Source organism: Vibrio sp. 2-2(8), from assembly GCF_963888495.1.
Classification (GTDB): domain Bacteria; phylum Pseudomonadota; class Gammaproteobacteria; order Enterobacterales; family Vibrionaceae; genus Vibrio; species Vibrio anguillarum.
Window position 1 is genome coordinate 1 of sequence record NZ_CAWPJM010000004.1, and the last position, 18,463, is coordinate 18,463.

At 45.6% G+C, this 18,463-nt stretch carries 13 protein-coding genes and 1 tRNA gene; 5 read left to right on the forward strand and 9 right to left on the reverse strand.

Going from position 1 to position 18,463, the window contains the following annotated elements; translation table 11 throughout:
- The first annotated feature begins 40 nt into the window (after positions 1-40).
- Positions 41-117: transfer RNA gene (locus AACV12_RS01515), tRNA-Asp, on the forward strand.
- A gap of 198 nt (positions 118-315) precedes the next feature.
- Here AACV12_RS01515 and add read toward each other — a convergent pair.
- The 6 genes from add to glnA all read right to left on the reverse strand — a co-directional run bounded on the left by add (position 316) and on the right by glnA (position 8,830).
- Complete coding sequence (gene add / locus AACV12_RS01520) at positions 316-1,320, reverse strand: adenosine deaminase (RefSeq protein WP_170901337.1); 1,005 nt, start codon at positions 1,318-1,320, stop codon at positions 316-318.
- A gap of 91 nt (positions 1,321-1,411) precedes the next feature.
- Positions 1,412-3,961, reverse strand: a complete 2,550-nt coding sequence (locus AACV12_RS01525) for a bifunctional diguanylate cyclase/phosphodiesterase (protein ID WP_439144734.1) — start codon at positions 3,959-3,961, stop codon at positions 1,412-1,414.
- A 105-nt stretch (positions 3,962-4,066) separates the two neighbouring features.
- On the reverse strand, positions 4,067-5,470 hold the full coding sequence (gene glnG, locus AACV12_RS01530) for a nitrogen regulation protein NR(I) (RefSeq protein WP_013855452.1): 1,404 nt from the start codon (positions 5,468-5,470) through the stop codon (positions 4,067-4,069).
- Positions 5,471-5,509: 39 nt separating this feature from the next.
- Entirely contained in the window at positions 5,510-6,556 is a 1,047-nt protein-coding gene (glnL, locus tag AACV12_RS01535) for a nitrogen regulation protein NR(II) (protein WP_170901339.1), read from the reverse strand.
- 134 nt (positions 6,557-6,690) lie between these two features.
- Positions 6,691-7,272 (reverse strand): DUF4124 domain-containing protein, encoded by a 582-nt coding sequence (locus tag AACV12_RS01540; RefSeq protein ID WP_170901341.1) that lies wholly within the window; start codon positions 7,270-7,272, stop codon positions 6,691-6,693.
- 148 nt (positions 7,273-7,420) lie between these two features.
- Complete coding sequence (gene glnA, locus AACV12_RS01545) at positions 7,421-8,830, reverse strand: glutamate--ammonia ligase (RefSeq protein WP_017043509.1); 1,410 nt, start codon at positions 8,828-8,830, stop codon at positions 7,421-7,423.
- Positions 8,831-9,330: 500 nt separating this feature from the next.
- Here glnA and typA point away from each other — a divergent pair, with 500 nt between their 5' ends.
- The 4 genes from typA (at position 9,331) to AACV12_RS01565 (ending at position 13,613) form a co-directional block, all read left to right on the forward strand.
- The gene (gene typA / locus AACV12_RS01550) at positions 9,331-11,154 is read left to right on the forward strand and encodes a translational GTPase TypA (protein ID WP_010319743.1); all 1,824 of its coding nucleotides are present in this window, start codon (positions 9,331-9,333) and stop codon (positions 11,152-11,154) included.
- A 133-nt stretch (positions 11,155-11,287) separates the two neighbouring features.
- Positions 11,288-12,202: a virulence factor BrkB family protein gene (locus AACV12_RS01555; protein WP_170901343.1), complete on the forward strand. Its 915-nt coding sequence runs from the start codon at positions 11,288-11,290 to the stop codon at positions 12,200-12,202.
- Complete coding sequence (dtd, locus tag AACV12_RS01560) at positions 12,174-12,608, forward strand: D-aminoacyl-tRNA deacylase (protein ID WP_013855445.1); 435 nt, start codon at positions 12,174-12,176, stop codon at positions 12,606-12,608. The genes AACV12_RS01555 and dtd overlap by 29 nt, the downstream gene beginning before the upstream one ends.
- A gap of 72 nt (positions 12,609-12,680) precedes the next feature.
- On the forward strand, positions 12,681-13,613 hold the full coding sequence (locus tag AACV12_RS01565) for a bifunctional GNAT family N-acetyltransferase/hotdog fold thioesterase (RefSeq protein ID WP_017043511.1): 933 nt from the start codon (positions 12,681-12,683) through the stop codon (positions 13,611-13,613).
- Here AACV12_RS01565 and AACV12_RS01570 read toward each other — a convergent pair.
- From AACV12_RS01570 to hslO, 3 genes are all read right to left on the reverse strand, one after another.
- A complete protein-coding gene (locus tag AACV12_RS01570) occupies positions 13,574-15,508 on the reverse strand; it encodes an AsmA family protein (RefSeq protein ID WP_170901345.1) in 1,935 nt (644 codons plus the stop codon). The genes AACV12_RS01565 and AACV12_RS01570 overlap by 40 nt on opposite strands.
- Positions 15,509-15,615: 107 nt before the next feature.
- Positions 15,616-17,244 carry a phosphoenolpyruvate carboxykinase (ATP) gene (gene pckA, locus AACV12_RS01575; RefSeq protein WP_013855443.1) on the reverse strand — a complete coding sequence of 543 codons (1,629 nt, stop codon included), beginning with the start codon at positions 17,242-17,244 and terminating at the stop codon, positions 15,616-15,618.
- 337 nt (positions 17,245-17,581) lie between these two features.
- Positions 17,582-18,457 carry an Hsp33 family molecular chaperone HslO gene (hslO, locus tag AACV12_RS01580; protein WP_013855441.1) on the reverse strand — a complete coding sequence of 292 codons (876 nt, stop codon included), beginning with the start codon at positions 18,455-18,457 and terminating at the stop codon, positions 17,582-17,584.
- Positions 18,458-18,463: the final 6 nt, after the last annotated feature.

Consider the following 18,463-nt stretch of genomic DNA (forward strand, 5'->3'; position numbering starts at 1 on the left):
CATCGCCAGGCTTTGAATATTGTCTAACCAGACACGCTGCGGAGCGGTAGTTCAGTTGGTTAGAATACCGGCCTGTCACGCCGGGGGTCGCGGGTTCGAGTCCCGTCCGCTCCGCCACTTATTAAGAAGCCCTGCTAGTAATAGCAGGGCTTTTTTCATTTGAGCAAAATAGCATTTTATTTTTTATCACTCTCAGGACAGTCGTGTGGTAGCTACACTTTGTTCAATCTATTCTTATTCTTTTCGGTCTCTATGTCTTAGGTATAAAAAAGCCGATGTATTAAACATCGGCTAGAGAGACATGGTTCAGGAGATTTAGCTACGCAAAGCGGCTTTGGCTGACAGTGCTTTTTTATCTGAGTCTGAAAGAAAGGCTAATTCTAATCCGTTAATTTGCGCTTGTCTGATCTGCTCTTGAGAAAGGCCTGCTTGAAGTGCTGCAACTTCATATTCATGTGGAAGTTCAATACCTTCAACCGCTGGGTCATCAGTATTTAAACAAGCAAGTATCCCATGCTCTAAAAACTGTTTTATAGGATGATGAGCAAGAGAGTTTACTGTGCTCGTTTGGAAGTTTGACGTTAGGCAAGACTCAATGCCAATACGATGTTTGGCAAGATAATCCATTAGCTTAGGGTCATGGACGGCTTTTACTCCGTGTCCAATGCGTTCTGCACCTAGCTCTTTAATTGCCTGCCACATACTTTCTGACCCCGCCGCCTCTCCAGCATGTACTGTAACTCTTAGTCCTGCATCTCGTACTTGTTTAAAGTGAGAAATAAATCGCTCGCCCGGCTGCCCAAGTTCATCGCCCGCTAAGTCGACTGCAACAATGTGCTGCTTTTGAGTCAAAATAGCGTCTAGCTCCTGCTGACAAGCATCGGTGCCAAAAGTGCGGCTCATAATTCCTATTAGGTTAGCCTGAATACCGAAGTCTCGAACGCCCGCTTGTACCCCATCAACTACAGCCTCAACAACGCCAGCGATAGGCAGTTGATGTTTCATAGCCATATAGTAAGGAGAGAACCTCAGCTCGGCATAATCAATTTGAGCATTTAAGGCATCTTCGACATTTTCGTAGGCGACTCTTCGGCAAGCATCGAGATCACCCAATACGGCAACTCCCCAATCAAGTTTTGATAGAAAGGCGACCAATGATGGTTCTGCTTCGACGATTTGTACATGAGGTGTGAGCTCTTCTATGTTGCCAGCTGGCAGCGTCACACCAAATCGTTGCCCTAGTTCTAAGATAGTTTTGGTTCGAATGTTGCCGTCAAGATGGCGATGCAAATCAGTAAGCGGTAGATTTTTAGTTATCATTATGTTTTTCCGAAAGTGTGTATGGCATCAAGTATAAAAATCAATGTGGCCAGTGTCAGCTAGCAAAGAGTATTAAATCATCCAATTCTGTTTATTTGGCTTTTATGTTTACCATATCTGTTGACCATTCGTTAAAAGGGATGGCTTTACTAAACAGAAAGCCTTGTCCCTGAGTGCAGTTAAGCATGGTTAGGAGATGGACTTGCTCTTTGGTTTCAATACCTTCTGCCACAATTTCGACATTAAACCCACGAGTCATGTTGATGATTGCCGCAACGACTGAGCTACTGAGATTTGTCTGTTCGAGCTGCGATACAAACGCCCTGTCTATTTTTAAACAATCGAATGGAAGTTGATGCAAATAAGAAAGGGAGCTGTATCCGGTACCAAAATCATCTATCGCGATATGGATGCCCAGCTCTTTGAGTTTGTTCATGTTTGCTAAAATAACTGGGTCGTTATCAACAATTCTTGATTCTGTGATCTCTAAAGCGAGATTATTGGGTTCAAGCCCCGTTCTTTCCAAAGTCGCTTTGAGTTCATGAACAAACTGAGGTTGAGATAGCTGGTTCACTGAGAGGTTGACGTGCATTTTAAACGTCGATCCCCATTTACCCATCTTGATGCCTTGCATCGTGTCAAAACACGCTTGATACAAGATTTGCTCACCAATCAGGCCAATAAAGCCGCTTTCTTCAGCGATAGGAATGAATTCCAAGGGGGGAATGATATCACCGCTTGGTGTCACCCAGCGTGCCAAGGCTTCAGCTCCGATGATATCTCCCGTTGATAAGTTTACAATTGGTTGATAATACGGAATATATTCTTTGTTCTCTATGGCAAGCTTAATTTGAGTGAGCATTTGCGTACGTTTACGAGAAACATCGTCCATCTCTGGAGAGTAATAGCAGATCCTTGAGCGCTCTTGCTTGGCGTGGCTGAGTGCGATGCTACCATTACGTAACCATAGCGCCATAGTATGGAGTGTGTCATTAGGAAGCACGATGCCAATGGAGGCATTGACGACCACTTTTTCATTATGCATTGAGAATGGGACAGCAAACATTTGTAATATGCTGTTAGCCGCGGATTGGGCTTCATTCTTTTGTTGTAAAGAGGGGATGTAAATAGCGAATTCATCACCACCTGTACGAGCAATACATGAGGTGCTTGCAAATAGTGTGCGTAATTTTTCAGCAATAATTTGTAATAGTAAGTCACCTTGCTGATGTCCCAAGCTGTCATTAATATCTCTGAATTTATCGATGCCGATAAGCAATAGGCTGCCATTAATTTGATTTAATTGACTAAAGTTATCAATTAAACCTTCACGGCTATAGAGCTTGGTTAGGGAATCGTAGATCAATTGGGAATGCAATGCCTTAAATGAGGCTTTTAGGTTGTTGGCCATTTCATTGAATGAATAAACAAGCAAACTCGTTTCATAAATATTGCCAGCTTTCGGCATGTTACTTTCCCAATCCCCTTTTGCTAGATGCTGAGCAGCAGCCGCGGTAGCGGTAATTGGAGTGGTGATTCGATTAAAGGCAATGAGCCCTATACCAATGCCGATAAGGCTGACAATGCCGCCAATAATCCAACTGTTTTGTTGGTTTTCTGGCAATCGACCAAGTAGATCGGTTTCTGAAATCGAGACACCAATAAACCATTCGATGCCATGTTTATCTTTAAAGGGAGTGAGATGATTAAAATAGCGGGTGCCATCAACTACCGTTTCGAATTTGTTGAGTGTTGCTGACAGCATTTTGTCATGGTTATCAATATAATGTGCACTGGCTTGGATCACTGGGTTGGCATTTTCGATAGCCAGTAGTCGCTCTCCTTTTGCCGACAGTTCGGTCCCCCAAGAGACAACGGTGCTGGTATTGGAGTGAGCTACCAATCTTTTTTCTGGATCAATAATATACACGTTGGCATGAGTTTTCTGTTGCAGTGAGGCCAGAAACGCATTGAACGTATCGATTTTCACATCAGTCACCAAAACACCGATGAACTTGTTCATAGAGAAAACGGGTGCTAAAGCAGAGAGCGTGATCTCTTGGCGTTCATCAACATTAGTGTAGATTGGCGACCAACTTGGGCTTAAACTTTGTGCAACTGGAGTATACCAGGGGCGAGTTCTTGGATCATAATCGGCAATGGTGGAGCGAATATCTTGATTGATGGTTTTTCCTGAGTAGATTACCAAGTTTTGCTGAGTTCGATTATCTTTCACCATCAAGGTAAAACTATCACCAATCTCTTTGCGAAAGCCCACGTACTCCGCCTGTTCGCCACCAAATCCGATCACATCAATTTGTTCTAGCGGTCGATAAAGCGTTTCAAAACTGGCAAGCAGATATCCTTCTACTTTACTGACATCGTCCGCAGAATAGAACTGACTAAAGCCGATCGTGTGGCTTAAAGCGAGGCTGGCTTGAAAAGGTTCATCGAGAAAACTGATCAGCCGCTGCTCTACATTGGCATTTAATGATGAAAGCTGTTTGCTGCTAATGTCATCAACCATCTCTTCATAACTGTATTTTTGTACACCCACAATCACTCCAATCGTTATGAGGAAAATCATAACAAATGGTAGAACAACGGCTGTTTTCAACGTTATTTGATTCGTAAATGACATGTCGTGTCTTCTGCATCCATACAAATTATCGGTAAAACACGCAAGGTGGTGGGTGATTGCATTGTGCCAGAAAGTGAATCACTGCACCTGATCATTAAAAAATTATCAGTAAAGTTCTTTTAACTTCCTTGTCAACGTATTGCGCCCCCACCCAAGCACCTTAGCTGCGTCTTGTTTGTGACCATTGGTGTGATGAAGTGCTGCTTCCAAAAGTATACGTTCAAATTCAGGAAGTGCATAAGAAAGCAGCTCTGTTTCTCCTGAAGCTAATGAAGATTTAGCCCAACTTGCGAGTTGTTGTTGCCAACTTATAGCACTATCAAAGTCACTATTTTTCTTTTCCGACAATAATTCGGAAGGAAGATCACTGGGTAGCACCTCGCTGCCACTGGCCATTACAGTTAACCAGCGACACATATTTTCAAGTTGTCGTACGTTTCCCGGCCATTCAAGACGATTCAAAATTTCAATGCTCTTAGGATGCAGCGTTTTCATTTCTACGCCTAATTCTTTTGCTGCAGAGGCGAGAAAGTGCTTGGTCAGTTTTTCTATATCTTGGCTTCGTTCACGCAGTGCTGGGATATGAATACGAATGACATTGAGACGGTGAAAAAGGTCGTCACGAAACTTTCCTTGATGAACGAGTTTTTCTAAGTTTTGGTGAGTGGCGGCGACAATGCGTACATCAACTTTGATTGCTGAATGCCCTCCTACACGGTAAAACTGACCATCGGCTAAAACACGCAGTAGCCGAGTTTGAATGTCGAGCGGCATATCGCCAATTTCATCTAAGAACAGAGTGCCCCCATTGGCCTGCTCAAAACGCCCTTGGCGGACACTGTTTGCACCAGTGAATGCTCCTTTCTCATGACCAAACAGTTCTGACTCGATGAGATCTTTTGGAATTGCGGCCATATTGAGGGCAATAAACGGTTTTTGGGCGCGTGGGCTATGGCGATGAAGCGCGTGAGCGACTAACTCTTTCCCGGTTCCTGATTCACCATTGATCAAGACTGAGATTGAGGAACGTGATAAACGGCCAATCGCCCGAAATACCTCTTGCATTGAAGGGGCTTCTCCAATGATTTCCGGTGTACTATCAACGCCAATCTGTTGATTGGATTGTTCTTTGCGCTGCTCCTGACTATGCGCAATGGCACGTTCAACCAAGGTGAGGGTTTCATCGACATCAAAAGGTTTAGGCAGGTACTCAAAGGCACCTTTTTGATAGGCATTCACCGCGGCATCAAGATCTGAGTGGGCAGTCATGATGATGACGGGCAACTCAGGAGATCGTGAATGAACTTGGTTTAGCAGCTCAATACCATTCATGCCCGGCATGCGAATATCGGAAACGAGCACATCGGGCGTTTCTCTTTCTAGCGCCAGTAACACACTTTCGGCATCGGAAAACGTTTCGCATTTTATGTTGGCTGATGAGAGCGTTTTTTCCATCACCCAGCGGATCGAACTATCATCGTCCACCACCCAAACGTATCCTTTACTCATAATGTTCATTCCTTAGCAGCAAACCCAATCTGACAGCGGTCAAATGGGTAAATAAATAGTAAATGTGGTTCGACCTGGCCAGCTTTCAACATCGATTTTTCCATTGTGCTGATCGATCAGGTTTTGTGAGATAGAAAGACCCAGCCCCGTTCCACCTTCACGGCCGCTGACCATGGGGTAAAACAGTGTGTCTTGTAATTCGGTAGGAATGCCTGGGCCGTTATCGCTGATTTCTATGCGTGCCACTAACTTATGGCGCTGTCCGTGAATATTGGCTTGGTGCACTGTTCTGGTGCGAAGTGTGATTTTACCATGCGGATCATGAGATAAAATCTGTGCCGCATTGCTGACGATATTCAGTAATGCCTGCTCGATTTGATCGGTATCCATCAAAATATCGGGCAAGCTGGGGTCATAATCTCGTTCAACCACCAAGTGTGTGCTGGCTTCTAGCTCAACCAATTGGCGGACTTTTTCCAAAATTACATGGAGATTTTCAGAGCACTTCTTGCCCGGTTTTTGTGGGCCGAGCAAACGATCAACGAGCGCGCGCAGTCGATCGGCTTGTTCAATAATAATTTGGGTGTACTCAGTGAGACTGTGGTCCGGCAACATCTTTTCTAGCAGTTGCGCCGCTCCGCGTAGCCCACCCAATGGGTTTTTAATTTCATGCGCCAGCCCGCGAACTAAGAGTTTTGCCGCTTGCTGTTGGGCGTGCTGATTGAGCTCTTGTGTTAACCGTCGTTGTTGACCAATTTTGCGCATTTCGACCAAAAGCATCAGCTCGCGTTGCCAAGATATAGGGCTCACGGTCACTTCCAGCATCAGTGGCTTACCATCGACCACAAACGTAACATCGCTATCAGTAATACTTTGGCCACTTTGCAACGGCTGAGAAAGCAGCGCTAAGTCTAGAGAAGCGTGCTGGATGAGTTTTGACAGTGGTTGGTTAATAATTCGCTTAGCACTTTGGGAGAAGAGTTGTTCAGCCGCTGGATTGGCATAACGGATACAAAGAGACTCATCGAGCATCAAGGTGGCGGTAACGATATTATTTAAAATCGTTTGGCTTAGCTCACAATTCACGTTTTCATCCTTGTCCGTGTTCCCAAATGATGCAATGCACAACTTTGGTGCATTGCATGACTAAGTATGGCGCATCGGTGTCAGAAGAAAAAGTGAAACCTGTTGTTATATCGAGCTTATTGGCGAAGAGTTCATCACTTGATGCTGGCTCGATGTAAATGCACCGTCACAGGGTTAGACGATGCAATAATCTTGCCGTTTACAACTACTTGAATTAAAAAGCGATGCGTTCCTCTATCTAGATTTTTCAGCGTCCAAGTAGGTTGAGTGGTGGGAGCGCCATAGGCCTTGTCATTCATGACTAATTGCAACTGTTCACTGACGGTTAAGTTGCGATTGAGTTCGGCGTTGATTGAAATAACGCCCGCATTGCTGCGTAAGGTTTCATCGTCAGCCGGAGAGCGAATTGCAATGGTCAGCGGTTCTATTTTGTTGACATGGGTTGCGGATTTTTCCTGTGGCAGATTTTTGGTGAGGTCAGTGATGGGGTGAGAGGTTTCAAAGGTTGGCTCAGGCGCATCGGCCTGAAAATCAGGAATCGAAATTTGCTTTGCTCCCTTATCTTGTGGGACATCGCTAAGATGCAACACGCCGTTCGCATCCACCCACGTATAGACGTTTTGTGCAATTGAAGTCGCGGAATAAAGCATGATGAGTGTTAGGAGTAAAGTTCGGATCAAATTCACAGTCATCCCCCTATATAGAGATGTTTTCACGTCAAGGGTATCGGCTTTTGAGTGCCGTTATTGTTGTAACGCTAATGTTACGACGTCCGGAATTAACCCCAAATATGAAAAAGGCTCACCTGCGAGGCGAGCCTAATAAATCCGTAACCTAAGTTACATTTTGTACTAAAGCTAAGAATTATACCGAGTAGTACAATTCAAATTCTAGTGGGTGAACGGCCATGTTGACGCGTTCTACATCTTTTGCTTTTAGCGTGATGTATGAGTTGATGAAATCATCAGAGAATACGCCGCCAGCGGTCAGGAATTCGCGATCTTCATCCAGTGCTTTCAGTGCCACTTCAAGTGACTCGGCTACTTTTGGAATCTCAGCGGCTTCTTCTGCTGGTAAGTCGTACAAATCTTTATCCATCGCCTCTCCTGGATGGATTTTGTTCTTGATACCATCAAGACCAGCCATAAGAAGAGCGGCAAACGCTAGGTATGGGTTCGCTGCTGGATCTGGGAAACGAGCTTCGATACGACGTGCTTTCGGGCTTGGTACCACTGGAATACGGATAGACGCAGAACGGTTACGAGCCGAGTAAGCTAGCATTACCGGTGCTTCAAACCCAGGGACAAGGCGCTTGTACGAGTTTGTTGATGGGTTAGCAAATGCGTTGATGGCACGCGCGTGCTTGATGATACCGCCAATGTAGTAAAGCGCTAAGTCAGATAGACCGCCGTACTTGTCACCAGCAAATAGGTTTACACCATCTTTTGCAAGAGATTGGTGAACGTGCATACCTGAACCGTTGTCGCCAACCAGAGGCTTAGGCATGAAGGTCGCTGTTTTACCAAAGGCGTGCGCAACGTTGTGCACCACGTATTTGTAGATTTGGATCTCATCGGCTTTCGTGGTTAGCGTATTAAAGCGAGTGGCGATTTCGTTTTGACCTGCGGTCGCTACTTCATGGTGGTGAGCTTCAACGACGAGGCCCATCTCTTCCATGATCAAACACATGGCTGAACGGATGTCTTGTGATGAGTCAACCGGTGCAACAGGGAAATAACCACCTTTCACACCAGGGCGGTGACCTTTGTTACCACCTTCAATTTCAGCGCCAGTGTTCCAAGCCGCTTCGATATCATCAATTTTGAATGAGGCACCAGACATATTGTTGGTGTATTTCACGTCATCAAAAAGGAAGAACTCTGGCTCTGGACCGACAAGAACTGTGTCGGCGATACCTGTTGAACGCATGTAATCTTCTGCGCGTTTAGCGATAGAGCGTGGGTCACGATCGTAGCCTTGCATCGTTGCAGGCTCTAGAATGTCACAACGAATGTTAAGTGTTGCGTCTTCTGTGAACGGGTCAAGAACTGCACTTGATGCATCAGGCATCATCACCATGTCAGACTCATTGATTCCTTTCCAGCCAGCAACGGATGAACCATCGAACATCTTACCTTCTTCGAAGAAGTCTGCGTCGACTTGATGAGCAGGAATAGAGATATGTTGCTCTTTGCCTTTCGTGTCGGTAAAGCGCAGGTCAACAAACTTAACTTCGTTTTCTTGGATCAGCGATAGAACGTTTTCTACTGACATCTTGGATAACCTCCAGTGTTATTAAAGCGGTAATGGCCCGAATCGAATTGAAACTAGCATTGATTAATTTCATTCTAAACTTATTAATCGATGCTGTTTCTAACAAAGCTAAATTCGTGCCAATTAAATTAATCCTTTAATTTCAAGTGCTTTGGTTGTTCTTTGTCGAATTTAAATGCTTCTCTGCACCAAAAAGATCCTTATTTGCACTATTTTGGTGCCTTGAGTTTTATGTTGCACCATTAACTACCAAAGCGCACACTATTCAGCCTAGGTTTACTAGGCTTGTCAATGCTGATTTAGTTCATTTTGATGCAATTTGTTTTAAAGCAAGTAGCGGACTAAGCTTGTGGTGAGCGAAAATCAGCGCGATAGATCACATATTTCTAGGTTTTTCGCCAAAATCTGGTACATTATTGACCGTTTTTTTAATCAAGTTCTATGCTCGTTGCGGCCTCATGCCGAAGCGAGTTACTCCCTTAATAAGTGAAGCAAAATCCATGGCTACTCCACAGATTGATAAATTAAGAAATATCGCGATCATCGCACACGTTGACCACGGTAAAACAACGTTGGTTGATAAACTGCTGCAACAGTCAGGTACGTTAGAGTCTCGCGGTAATACGGAAGAGCGGGTCATGGACTCGAACGATATCGAGAAAGAGCGCGGTATCACTATCCTTGCAAAAAATACAGCCATTAACTGGAATGATTTCCGTATCAACATCGTAGATACTCCAGGACACGCCGACTTCGGTGGTGAAGTTGAGCGTATCATGTCAATGGTTGACTCTGTTTTGCTGATTGTTGATGCGGTTGATGGCCCAATGCCACAAACTCGCTTCGTAACACAAAAAGCCTTTGCTCACGGTTTGAAACCAATCGTTGTTATTAACAAAATTGACCGTCCTGGTGCTCGCCCTGATTGGGTTATGGATCAAGTGTTCGACCTGTTCGATAACCTTGGTGCAACGGATGAGCAGCTTGACTTTAAAGTGGTTTATGCCTCTGCACTGAACGGTTGGGCGACACTTAACGAAGGTGAAGTTGGCGAAAATATGGAACCTTTGTTCCAAGCGATCGTTGACAATGTAGAGTCACCACAAGTTGACCTTGATGGCCCACTACAAATGCAAGTTTCTCAACTTGATTACAGCTCTTACGTTGGTGTTATCGGTGTTTGTCGTGTGACTCGTGGTAGCGTAAAAGCGAACCAACAAGTAACAGTTGTCGGCGCTGATGGTAAGAAACGTAACGGTAAAGTTGGTACAGTTCTGGGCTATCTTGGCCTTGAGCGTAACGAAGTTGAACAAGCTAACGCTGGCGACATCATTGCGGTAACAGGTTTAGGTGAACTGAAAATTTCAGACACCATTTGTGACCAAAACTGTGTTGAAGCTATGGTGCCGCTATCCGTTGATGAACCGACAGTGACCATGACTTTCCAAGTCAATACTTCACCGTTTGCAGGTAAAGAAGGTAAATACGTGACTTCACGTAATATCCTTGAGCGTCTGCAAAAAGAGCTTGTTCATAACGTAGCATTGCGTGTTGAAGAAACCGACAACCCAGATCGCTTCCGCGTTTCAGGTCGTGGTGAACTTCACTTATCAATCCTGATTGAGAACATGCGTCGTGAAGGCTTTGAGCTTGCAGTTTCTCGTCCTGAAGTTATTTTGAAGGAAGAAGACGGCCAGAAAATGGAACCGTTCGAAACCGTAACAATCGATGTGATGGAAGAGAGCCAAGGCGGCGTGATGGAGAAAATCGGCCTACGTAAAGGTGAGCTGACGAATATGACTCCAGACGGCAAAGGCCGTGTACGTCTTGATTTCATGATGCCTTCTCGCGGTTTGATTGGTTTCCAAACAGAATTCATGACCTTAACCTCAGGTTCAGGTTTGCTTTATCATACGTTTGATCATTACGGCCTACACAAAGGCGGTAACATTGGTCAACGTAACAACGGCGTGTTGATTTCTAACGCGACAGGTAAAGCGTTGACTTACGCTCTGTTCAACCTACAAGAGCGCGGTCGCCTATTTACTGAGCACGCAGATGAAGTGTACGAAGGCCAAGTGATCGGTATCCACAACCGTTCTAACGACCTAACAGTGAACTGCTTGAAAGGCAAGCAGCTGACAAACGTTCGTGCTTCTGGTACTGATGAAGCGCAAGTATTGTCACCTGCAATCAAGTTTACACTTGAGCAAGCACTTGAGTTTATTGACGACGATGAACTAGTGGAAGTGACCCCACAGAGCATTCGTATCCGTAAACGTCATTTGACTGAAAATGATCGTAAACGTGCAAGCCGTGGCTAATACCGTCATGGTATAAGTTAACGAGTTAATCTAAGGGCGAGGAGTGTACTTCTCGCCTTTTGCTTATCTGCAATATAGTCAGTTTTAGGTATAGAATGGTGATTGATGATAAAAATAAGCAGGGAGAAGGCATTTGAAAATCAAAAAGCTTGGCAAACAATGTTTACTGTTTACGCGTTATTTACTCAGCCGGATGGATCATGACCGCGTCAATGTTAATGCGGGCTATTTGGCTTATATCACGTTGTTGTCGATCGTACCTATGCTTACCGTGCTGTTATCAATTCTCTCCTCATTTTCTATTTTTGCCAATGTCGGTATGGTTATTCAAGATTTTGTGATCACCCATTTTGTGCCTGCCGCAGGCGATGTAGTGCGAGAGGCGTTGCTCGAATTTATCGCGAATACAGGTAAGATGACGGCCGTGGGCGGGGCATTTTTATTCGTTGCAGCTTTAATGCTGATTTCCAATATTGACAAGAATTTGAACTACATTTGGCGAGTTAAAAATAAACGGCGCATGGTGCTCTCTTTTTCAATGTATTGGATGGTTCTTACGCTCGGGCCAATTTTAGTCGGCGCAAGTATTGCGGCAACCTCGTATATTACCTCACTCAAGATTATTGACAGCGAAGCACTCTCTGGTGCTTATAATTTGTTGCTGCGCTGGCTACCTTTTATTTTGTCATTCTCTGCTTTTGTCGGTTTGTACCTGCTGGTGCCGAATAAAAAAGTGCATCTTTCACACGCCTTGGTCGGGGCAATGGTGGCGGCTATTTTATTTGAGTTCAGTAAAAAAGGGTTTGCTGCTTATATTACTCAGTTTCCCTCCTATCAACTGATTTACGGCGCACTGGCGGCGATCCCTATTCTGTTTGTGTGGGTCTACTTATGCTGGATGATTGTGCTTGTTGGGGCGGAGGTGACGGCGACTTTGGGTGAAAAAGAGCACTGGAGCAATGAGCAAGAAATGCTAAACTCATTGCCTATCTCCGAGCAAATGATAAAGGGAAATCAGAGTGATAGCGTTGATCCAGAGAGTGAGTGAAGCGGCGGTACGTGTTGATGGGGAAGTTGTTGGCGAAATCAATCAAGGCTTACTGGTGCTACTTGGGGTCGAAAGAGATGACGATGAGGCAAAGGCCAAACGTCTAGTCGAACGTGTGACTCAGTACCGCGTGTTTGAAGATGAAGAGGGAAAAATGAACTTGAACGTGCAACAAGTGAACGGTCAGGTTTTAGTGGTGTCTCAATTTACATTGCCAGCCGATACCAAAAAGGGGACGCGTGCCGGATTTTCAAAAGGTGCACACCCTGCTGATGCTGAGCGTCTGTATGATTACTTTTCGGATTTGTGTGAGCACATTTTGCCAACTCAGCGTGGCCGCTTTGCACAAGATATGAAAGTCTCGCTGATTAATGATGGCCCAGTGACATTCTGGCTTCAGGTTTAATAAAGAAATGGATAGAGCCTCCTTCGTTGGGATCATGCGGAGTATGAGAGGCTGTGATTTAGGGATAACCAAATGTTTAAACTGATTACGCCAAGTACCGACAACCAACTGAATAAATACTACCATTTTCGCTGGCAAATGCTGCGTGAGCCATGGCATCTACCGATCGGCTCGGAGCGTGATGAGTATGATGGCATGAGCCACCACAGGATGATTGTCGATGGTCGTAACCGACCGATTGCTATTGGTCGCTTGTACATTACGCCAGATTGCGAAGGGCAAATTCGCTATATGGCGGTTAAAAGTAGCCGTCGCAATAAAGGTATGGGCTCTTTGGTGCTGGTGGCGCTAGAGTCGCTGGCTCGTCAAGAAGGTGCAAAGCGCCTAGTCTGTAGCGCCCGTGAAGATGCGATTGCATTTTATGAAAAAAATGGCTTTGAACGCAGGGGCTCGCTCAATGATGAACGCGGTCCGGTTCGACATCAACAAATGGTCAAACCGCTTGATCCCATGGCCAATGTGATTCGCAAACCTGAATGGTGTACTGAACTGCAAGAACGCTGGGCCACGCACATTCCTATCAGCGAAAAAATGGGCATTAAGGTGACTCAATATACGGGCTACCAATTTGAGTGCAGCGCTCAGCTCAATCCGAATTTGAACCCACACAACACCTTATTTGCAGGCTCGGCATTTACCCTTGCCACCTTGACCGGATGGGGAATGGCATGGTTGCTGATGCGTGAGCGAAGCCTGAATGGCGATATTGTTTTGGTTGATAGCCGCATCCGCTATCGTCACCCTGTGGTGCATAACCCTTTAGCCTTCACTTCATTGGATGGCATCAGTGGCGATTTAGATCGTTTAGCCAGTGGACGTAAAGCGCGTATCGTCGTCAATGTCACTATCACCAGTGGCGGTAAACCCGCCGTTGAATTTACGGGAACCTATATGTTGATCCCCAATTACAAGGCATTGTTAGCCGCCGCATCATCGGCTGAGTAAGTGTCGGTTTCTGGATCACACGAATAGATGGTGTGCTGTGTGTTGTGGAGCAGTTCGAAGTGCATCTCACGGCACATCTGTTGGAGGTTAAGGTTAAGTTGTCCTTTCTCCAACTTGACCAAATCCACGTAACCATCAAGGTTTGCCTTGAGCGTCTTTCCAACCAGCGGCGTTGTATTAATCATCATCCGCCCTCTGTCTGAGTGAATGACTAAACCTTCGAGCGTAAACGGCTCATGGCTGAGGTTTTGCTCAGGATCGCTTAGCGTTAATATGCCCTGTCGAATATTGAGCGTTGCTTCACCTGTGAGGGTGTGGGCGAAGGTGGCGTAGTCTCCGGCGAGGCCGTTGACCTGCGCTTCCAATTCACTGAGACCCTCTATGGTAAAGGGAAGCTGGGTGACTTTATTGAGCACCGCTAGCGGTAGCCCATCGGCATGAATGTTGGCTTGCCAAGGCTGACTTAACGTTTGGAAATTCCAACGCGCAGTGGCATCGATATAGCCGTTTTCTAACGGCATGAATAAACGATCTAGGTACCATTGGCCTTGCTCGCTGCGCATCTCAACGATGCTTTGCGTGCTCAATAGTGAATCGTAGCTGGCGCTGTTTGCGCTGATATTGAGCGTGCCTTGCCACAATCCCAAGCGTTTCTCTTTTACGAGAGTTAACTGCTTTCCTTTGGCATGGACACCAGACAATTGCCAATAAGGTGGCGCAAACAATTGAATGAGTTGGCTATTGGCGATGGTGAGTTGCTCGATGGTGAGGTTATCAACCCCCGGCCAATGCTGGCTCAGCGACGTAAAATCATCTTTGCTTTCGCTCACCCATTTTACACCGCGAATAGTGAGTTGTTGCAGCGATGCTGAGGTTGGGGTGATAACACCCGCCCATTGAATATCACCTTGCTTAAATTCACTACTAAAATCCTCAATAATCAGTTTACCCGGCTCGGTGCGCAGGCTAAAGGTCGGCTCCACCCACTGCTGACCTAGCCAAGTTGTATCGTCGGCTCGCAGCGATAATTTACCTTGTTGCTGCTGCCAAATATTGCTGTGTGGATAAATGTTCTCCAGCGAAATATCGACGTTACGCAAGCTGATATCCGCAAGCTCGATCTGACTGTTTAAAATATCTAAGCTATTGATATGGTCTATTTTGTCAAAGAGCTGAAACCAACCCGATTGGCGTAAGGAATGACTCATATCTCGGCTAAGATTGAGTTTTTCCAGTGTCACATTGATCAGCGACCAACCTTGAGGATACTGCTCGGCTTGACCTGAAATAGCCGTGCCGCGCCATGACAACGAGAGCCCATAGACGGTGCTGTTGGCAGGTTTGTAATCCATATCGAGCAGTAGGTTATTCAGCGCTTCTCCTTGCCAATAAAATTGTTCAGCTGAGAGTTGTATCTCGCCGAAAGGCAGAGCTGTTGGAGCATCCGGCCAATGTGGATTTTTAATCTGTAGGTTAACACCGCGCGCTAGCCAGCCTTGTTGGGCGATGTCGGCGTGATTGAGCGCGATTTGGCTCACCGAAATGGGCCATGATCGCAAATCGGTAGGAAGGCCATTTTGTAGACTGATACCACTAAGTAGCACGCTATCAACGGCGATTTTTTGGTCGCGAATGAGCTGTGGGCTGAGCCAAATATCGGCTTGCTCTATCGGGATGTACTGCTTATTTTGCCGCAGTGTTAATTGGTTGAACTGAAAATGCAAAGGATACTGGTATTGAAGAGATTGAAACGTCACGTTGCCTTTCAAAAGTCGTTCAACGAGAGTTTGAGCAACGGGAGTAGCATAAGAGGTATGTAGCAGTGCAAACATACCCAGCATGAAAGTGAGAAATAGCGCGATGATCGCAATCAGCAATGCCAAAGCCTTGTTCATGGTGTCCTTACTCGTAAATCGTTACCTGCGACAGAGTGAAACAAATTACCTCACGCAGCAACAAAAAAAGCCCCTTATTAAAGGGGCTTGCTACTGACTTATCAGTTTTAGTCGAGTTGTGGGCCTGCGGCCACTAATGCTTTACCTTCTGCGTTATCAGTATACTTGGCAAAGTTATTGATAAAGCGCGAGGCGAGATCTTCAGCTTTGCTTGTCCATTGTAGAGGATCCACGTAAGTATCGCGTGGGTCGAGAATGGTTGGGTTTACACCAGGTAGTGAGGTTGGCACTTCAAGATTGAAGATTGGAATATGCTTGGTTGCTGCCTTCTCAATCGAACCATCTAAGATAGCGTCAATGATGGCGCGGGTATCTTGAATCGAGATGCGTTTACCGCTGCCGTTCCAACCAGTGTTGACTAGATAAGCTTCAGCACCAGCTGCTTCCATACGTTTTACCAGCACTTCGGCATATTGTGTTGGGTGGAGCGTTAAAAACGCTGCGCCAAAACAGGCTGAGAAGGTTGGTGTTGGTTCGGTGATGCCACGTTCAGTACCCGCTAGTTTTGCCGTAAAGCCAGACAAGAAGTGATACTTGGTTTGTTCTGGAGTCAATTTAGAGACTGGTGGAAGCACACCAAATGCATCTGCGGATAGGAAGATCACTTTATTGGCGTGACCACCTTTCGATACAGGCTTAACGATGTTTTCGATGTGGTAGATAGGATAAGAAACACGAGTATTCTCGGTTTTAGAACCATCATCAAAGTCAATCGAACCATCGCTACGTACTGTGACGTTTTCCAGTAGCGCATCACGGCGGATCGCGTTGTAGATGTCAGGCTCGGCTTCTTTGGAGAGCTTGATGGTTTTCGCGTAGCAACCTCCTTCAAAGTTAAACACGCCATCATCATCCCAGCCGTGCTCGTCATCGCCGATTAACGCGCGTTTTGGATCGGTAGAGAGTGTGGTTTTTCCTGTGCCAGATAGGCCAAAGAAAATCGCCACATCGCCATCTTTAGCCATGTTGGCTGAGCAGTGCATTGAAGCAATACCTTGCAGTGGAAGGAAGTAGTTCATCATTGCGAACATCCCTTTCTTCATTTCACCGCCGTACCAAGTACCGCCGATCAACTGCATTTTTTCTGTTAAGTTAAACACAGTGAAGTTTTCTGAGTTCAGGCCTTGCTCTTGCCATTTGTCATTGGTGCATTTGGCACCATTCATGACCACAAAATCAGGTTCGAAGTTAGCTAGCTCTTCTTCTGTTGGGCGAATGAACATGTTTTTGACGAAGTGCGCTTGCCACGCCACTTCAGTAATGAAGCGCACGCAAAGGCGCGTATCTGCGTTGGCACCACAGTAACCGTCAAGAACGAATAGACGTTTAGCGGATAGTTGACGACCCACTAGTGCTTTTAGATCATTCCATACTTCTTGGTTAATCGGCTTGTTATCGTTTTTCGCTTGTTCAGATGTCCACCATAGGGTATCGCGTGTGGTGTCATCTTTGACAATGAATTTATCTTTTGGTGAGCGGCCTGTAAAAATGCCAGTATCAACGGCAACAGCGCCAAGTTCAGTGACGACGCCTTTTTCGTAGCCTTCAAGGTCTGGGCGAGTTTCCTCGGCAAATAACAGTTCATAGCTTGGGTTGCGAACCACTTCGACTACGTTGGTTATTCCGTATTTGGTCAGGTCTAGTTGTGCAGCCTTTGTATGTTCCATAACGGTCATAGGTGCTCCTTGTAAGAGATTTTGTAGGGATTTTGTAATAATGTTTGTAATTGTTATCTGCTCACCATGCTAGCAACGGGTGGGGGATAAAACAGGGACACAGTTCAAAAATTGCCCATGACACTCCTGTGGTTTTAGGTGTCCCGTCACATATTGGCGCAACTATTTTATCGCGTACGCAAACCTTTGCGCTAGATCAATAAGATTAATACTTTTAAAAAAATAAGTACGCCATTCTGTTTGTTTAAGGCTTGATTTTGCTGGGTTTTGATCACAAAAAAAGCCAGCATAAAGCTGGCTCTGATACGTTTTCTTCGTGCTTGTTAATTCATGCAAATTAATGAATTGTGTCGCTTCCTGAGGAGGCTTGTGCGTAGAGTGTTGCGATCTCAGCCTCTTCAAATGAGTAGTTGGTGCCACAGTAATCACAATGTAAAGAAACGGATCCTTCAGACGATAAAATGTCGTAAATTTCCTCTTTGCCTATTGTGATGATGGCCGCCCCACTGCGTTCACGTGAACAACCACAATGGAATTCCACGGGTTGTGGGGTGAACAACTGAACTTTCTCTTGGTTATACAGGCGATACAACAGATCAGTGGCTTCTAAGGTGAACAGCTCTTCGTTTTTTACGGTGTTAGTTAACTGCTCTAAGTGCTCAAAATCATCGGGCGTACCCGTTCCGTCCGGAATGGTTTGTAGCAACATGCCAGCGGCACAGGCTTTTCCATCTTGCGTACCAATGCGTATCCAAAGGCGTGTTTTCAACTGTTCAGAGCGGATGAAGTAACCTTCCAGCACTTCCACTAAGTTATCACCCTCTAAACCGACCACACCTTGGTAGCGCTCGCCTTTCTTGGGTTCGATAGTGATAACTAAATGACCTTTACCCATCAAAGTGTGTAGGTCGGCATCATCGGCAATATCGCCTTTCCAGCGTGCGACACCACGCACTTTCTGTTCATTATCACCATTGATAACGACTAAGGAAACTGGGCCATTGCCTTGCAATTGCATGGTAATTGAGCCTTCAAACTTCAGCGTTGCGGTTAGCAAGGTCGTTGCGACGAGCAGTTCGCCCAAAAGTTTTTGTACTGGGGCTGGATATTCCTGGCTCGAAAGGATGTGTTGATACGCGTCGTCTAATTGTACCAACTCGCCACGTACGGATAGATCTTCAAATAAGTAGCGATTTAAAATGTTATTTGCCATTTAGCT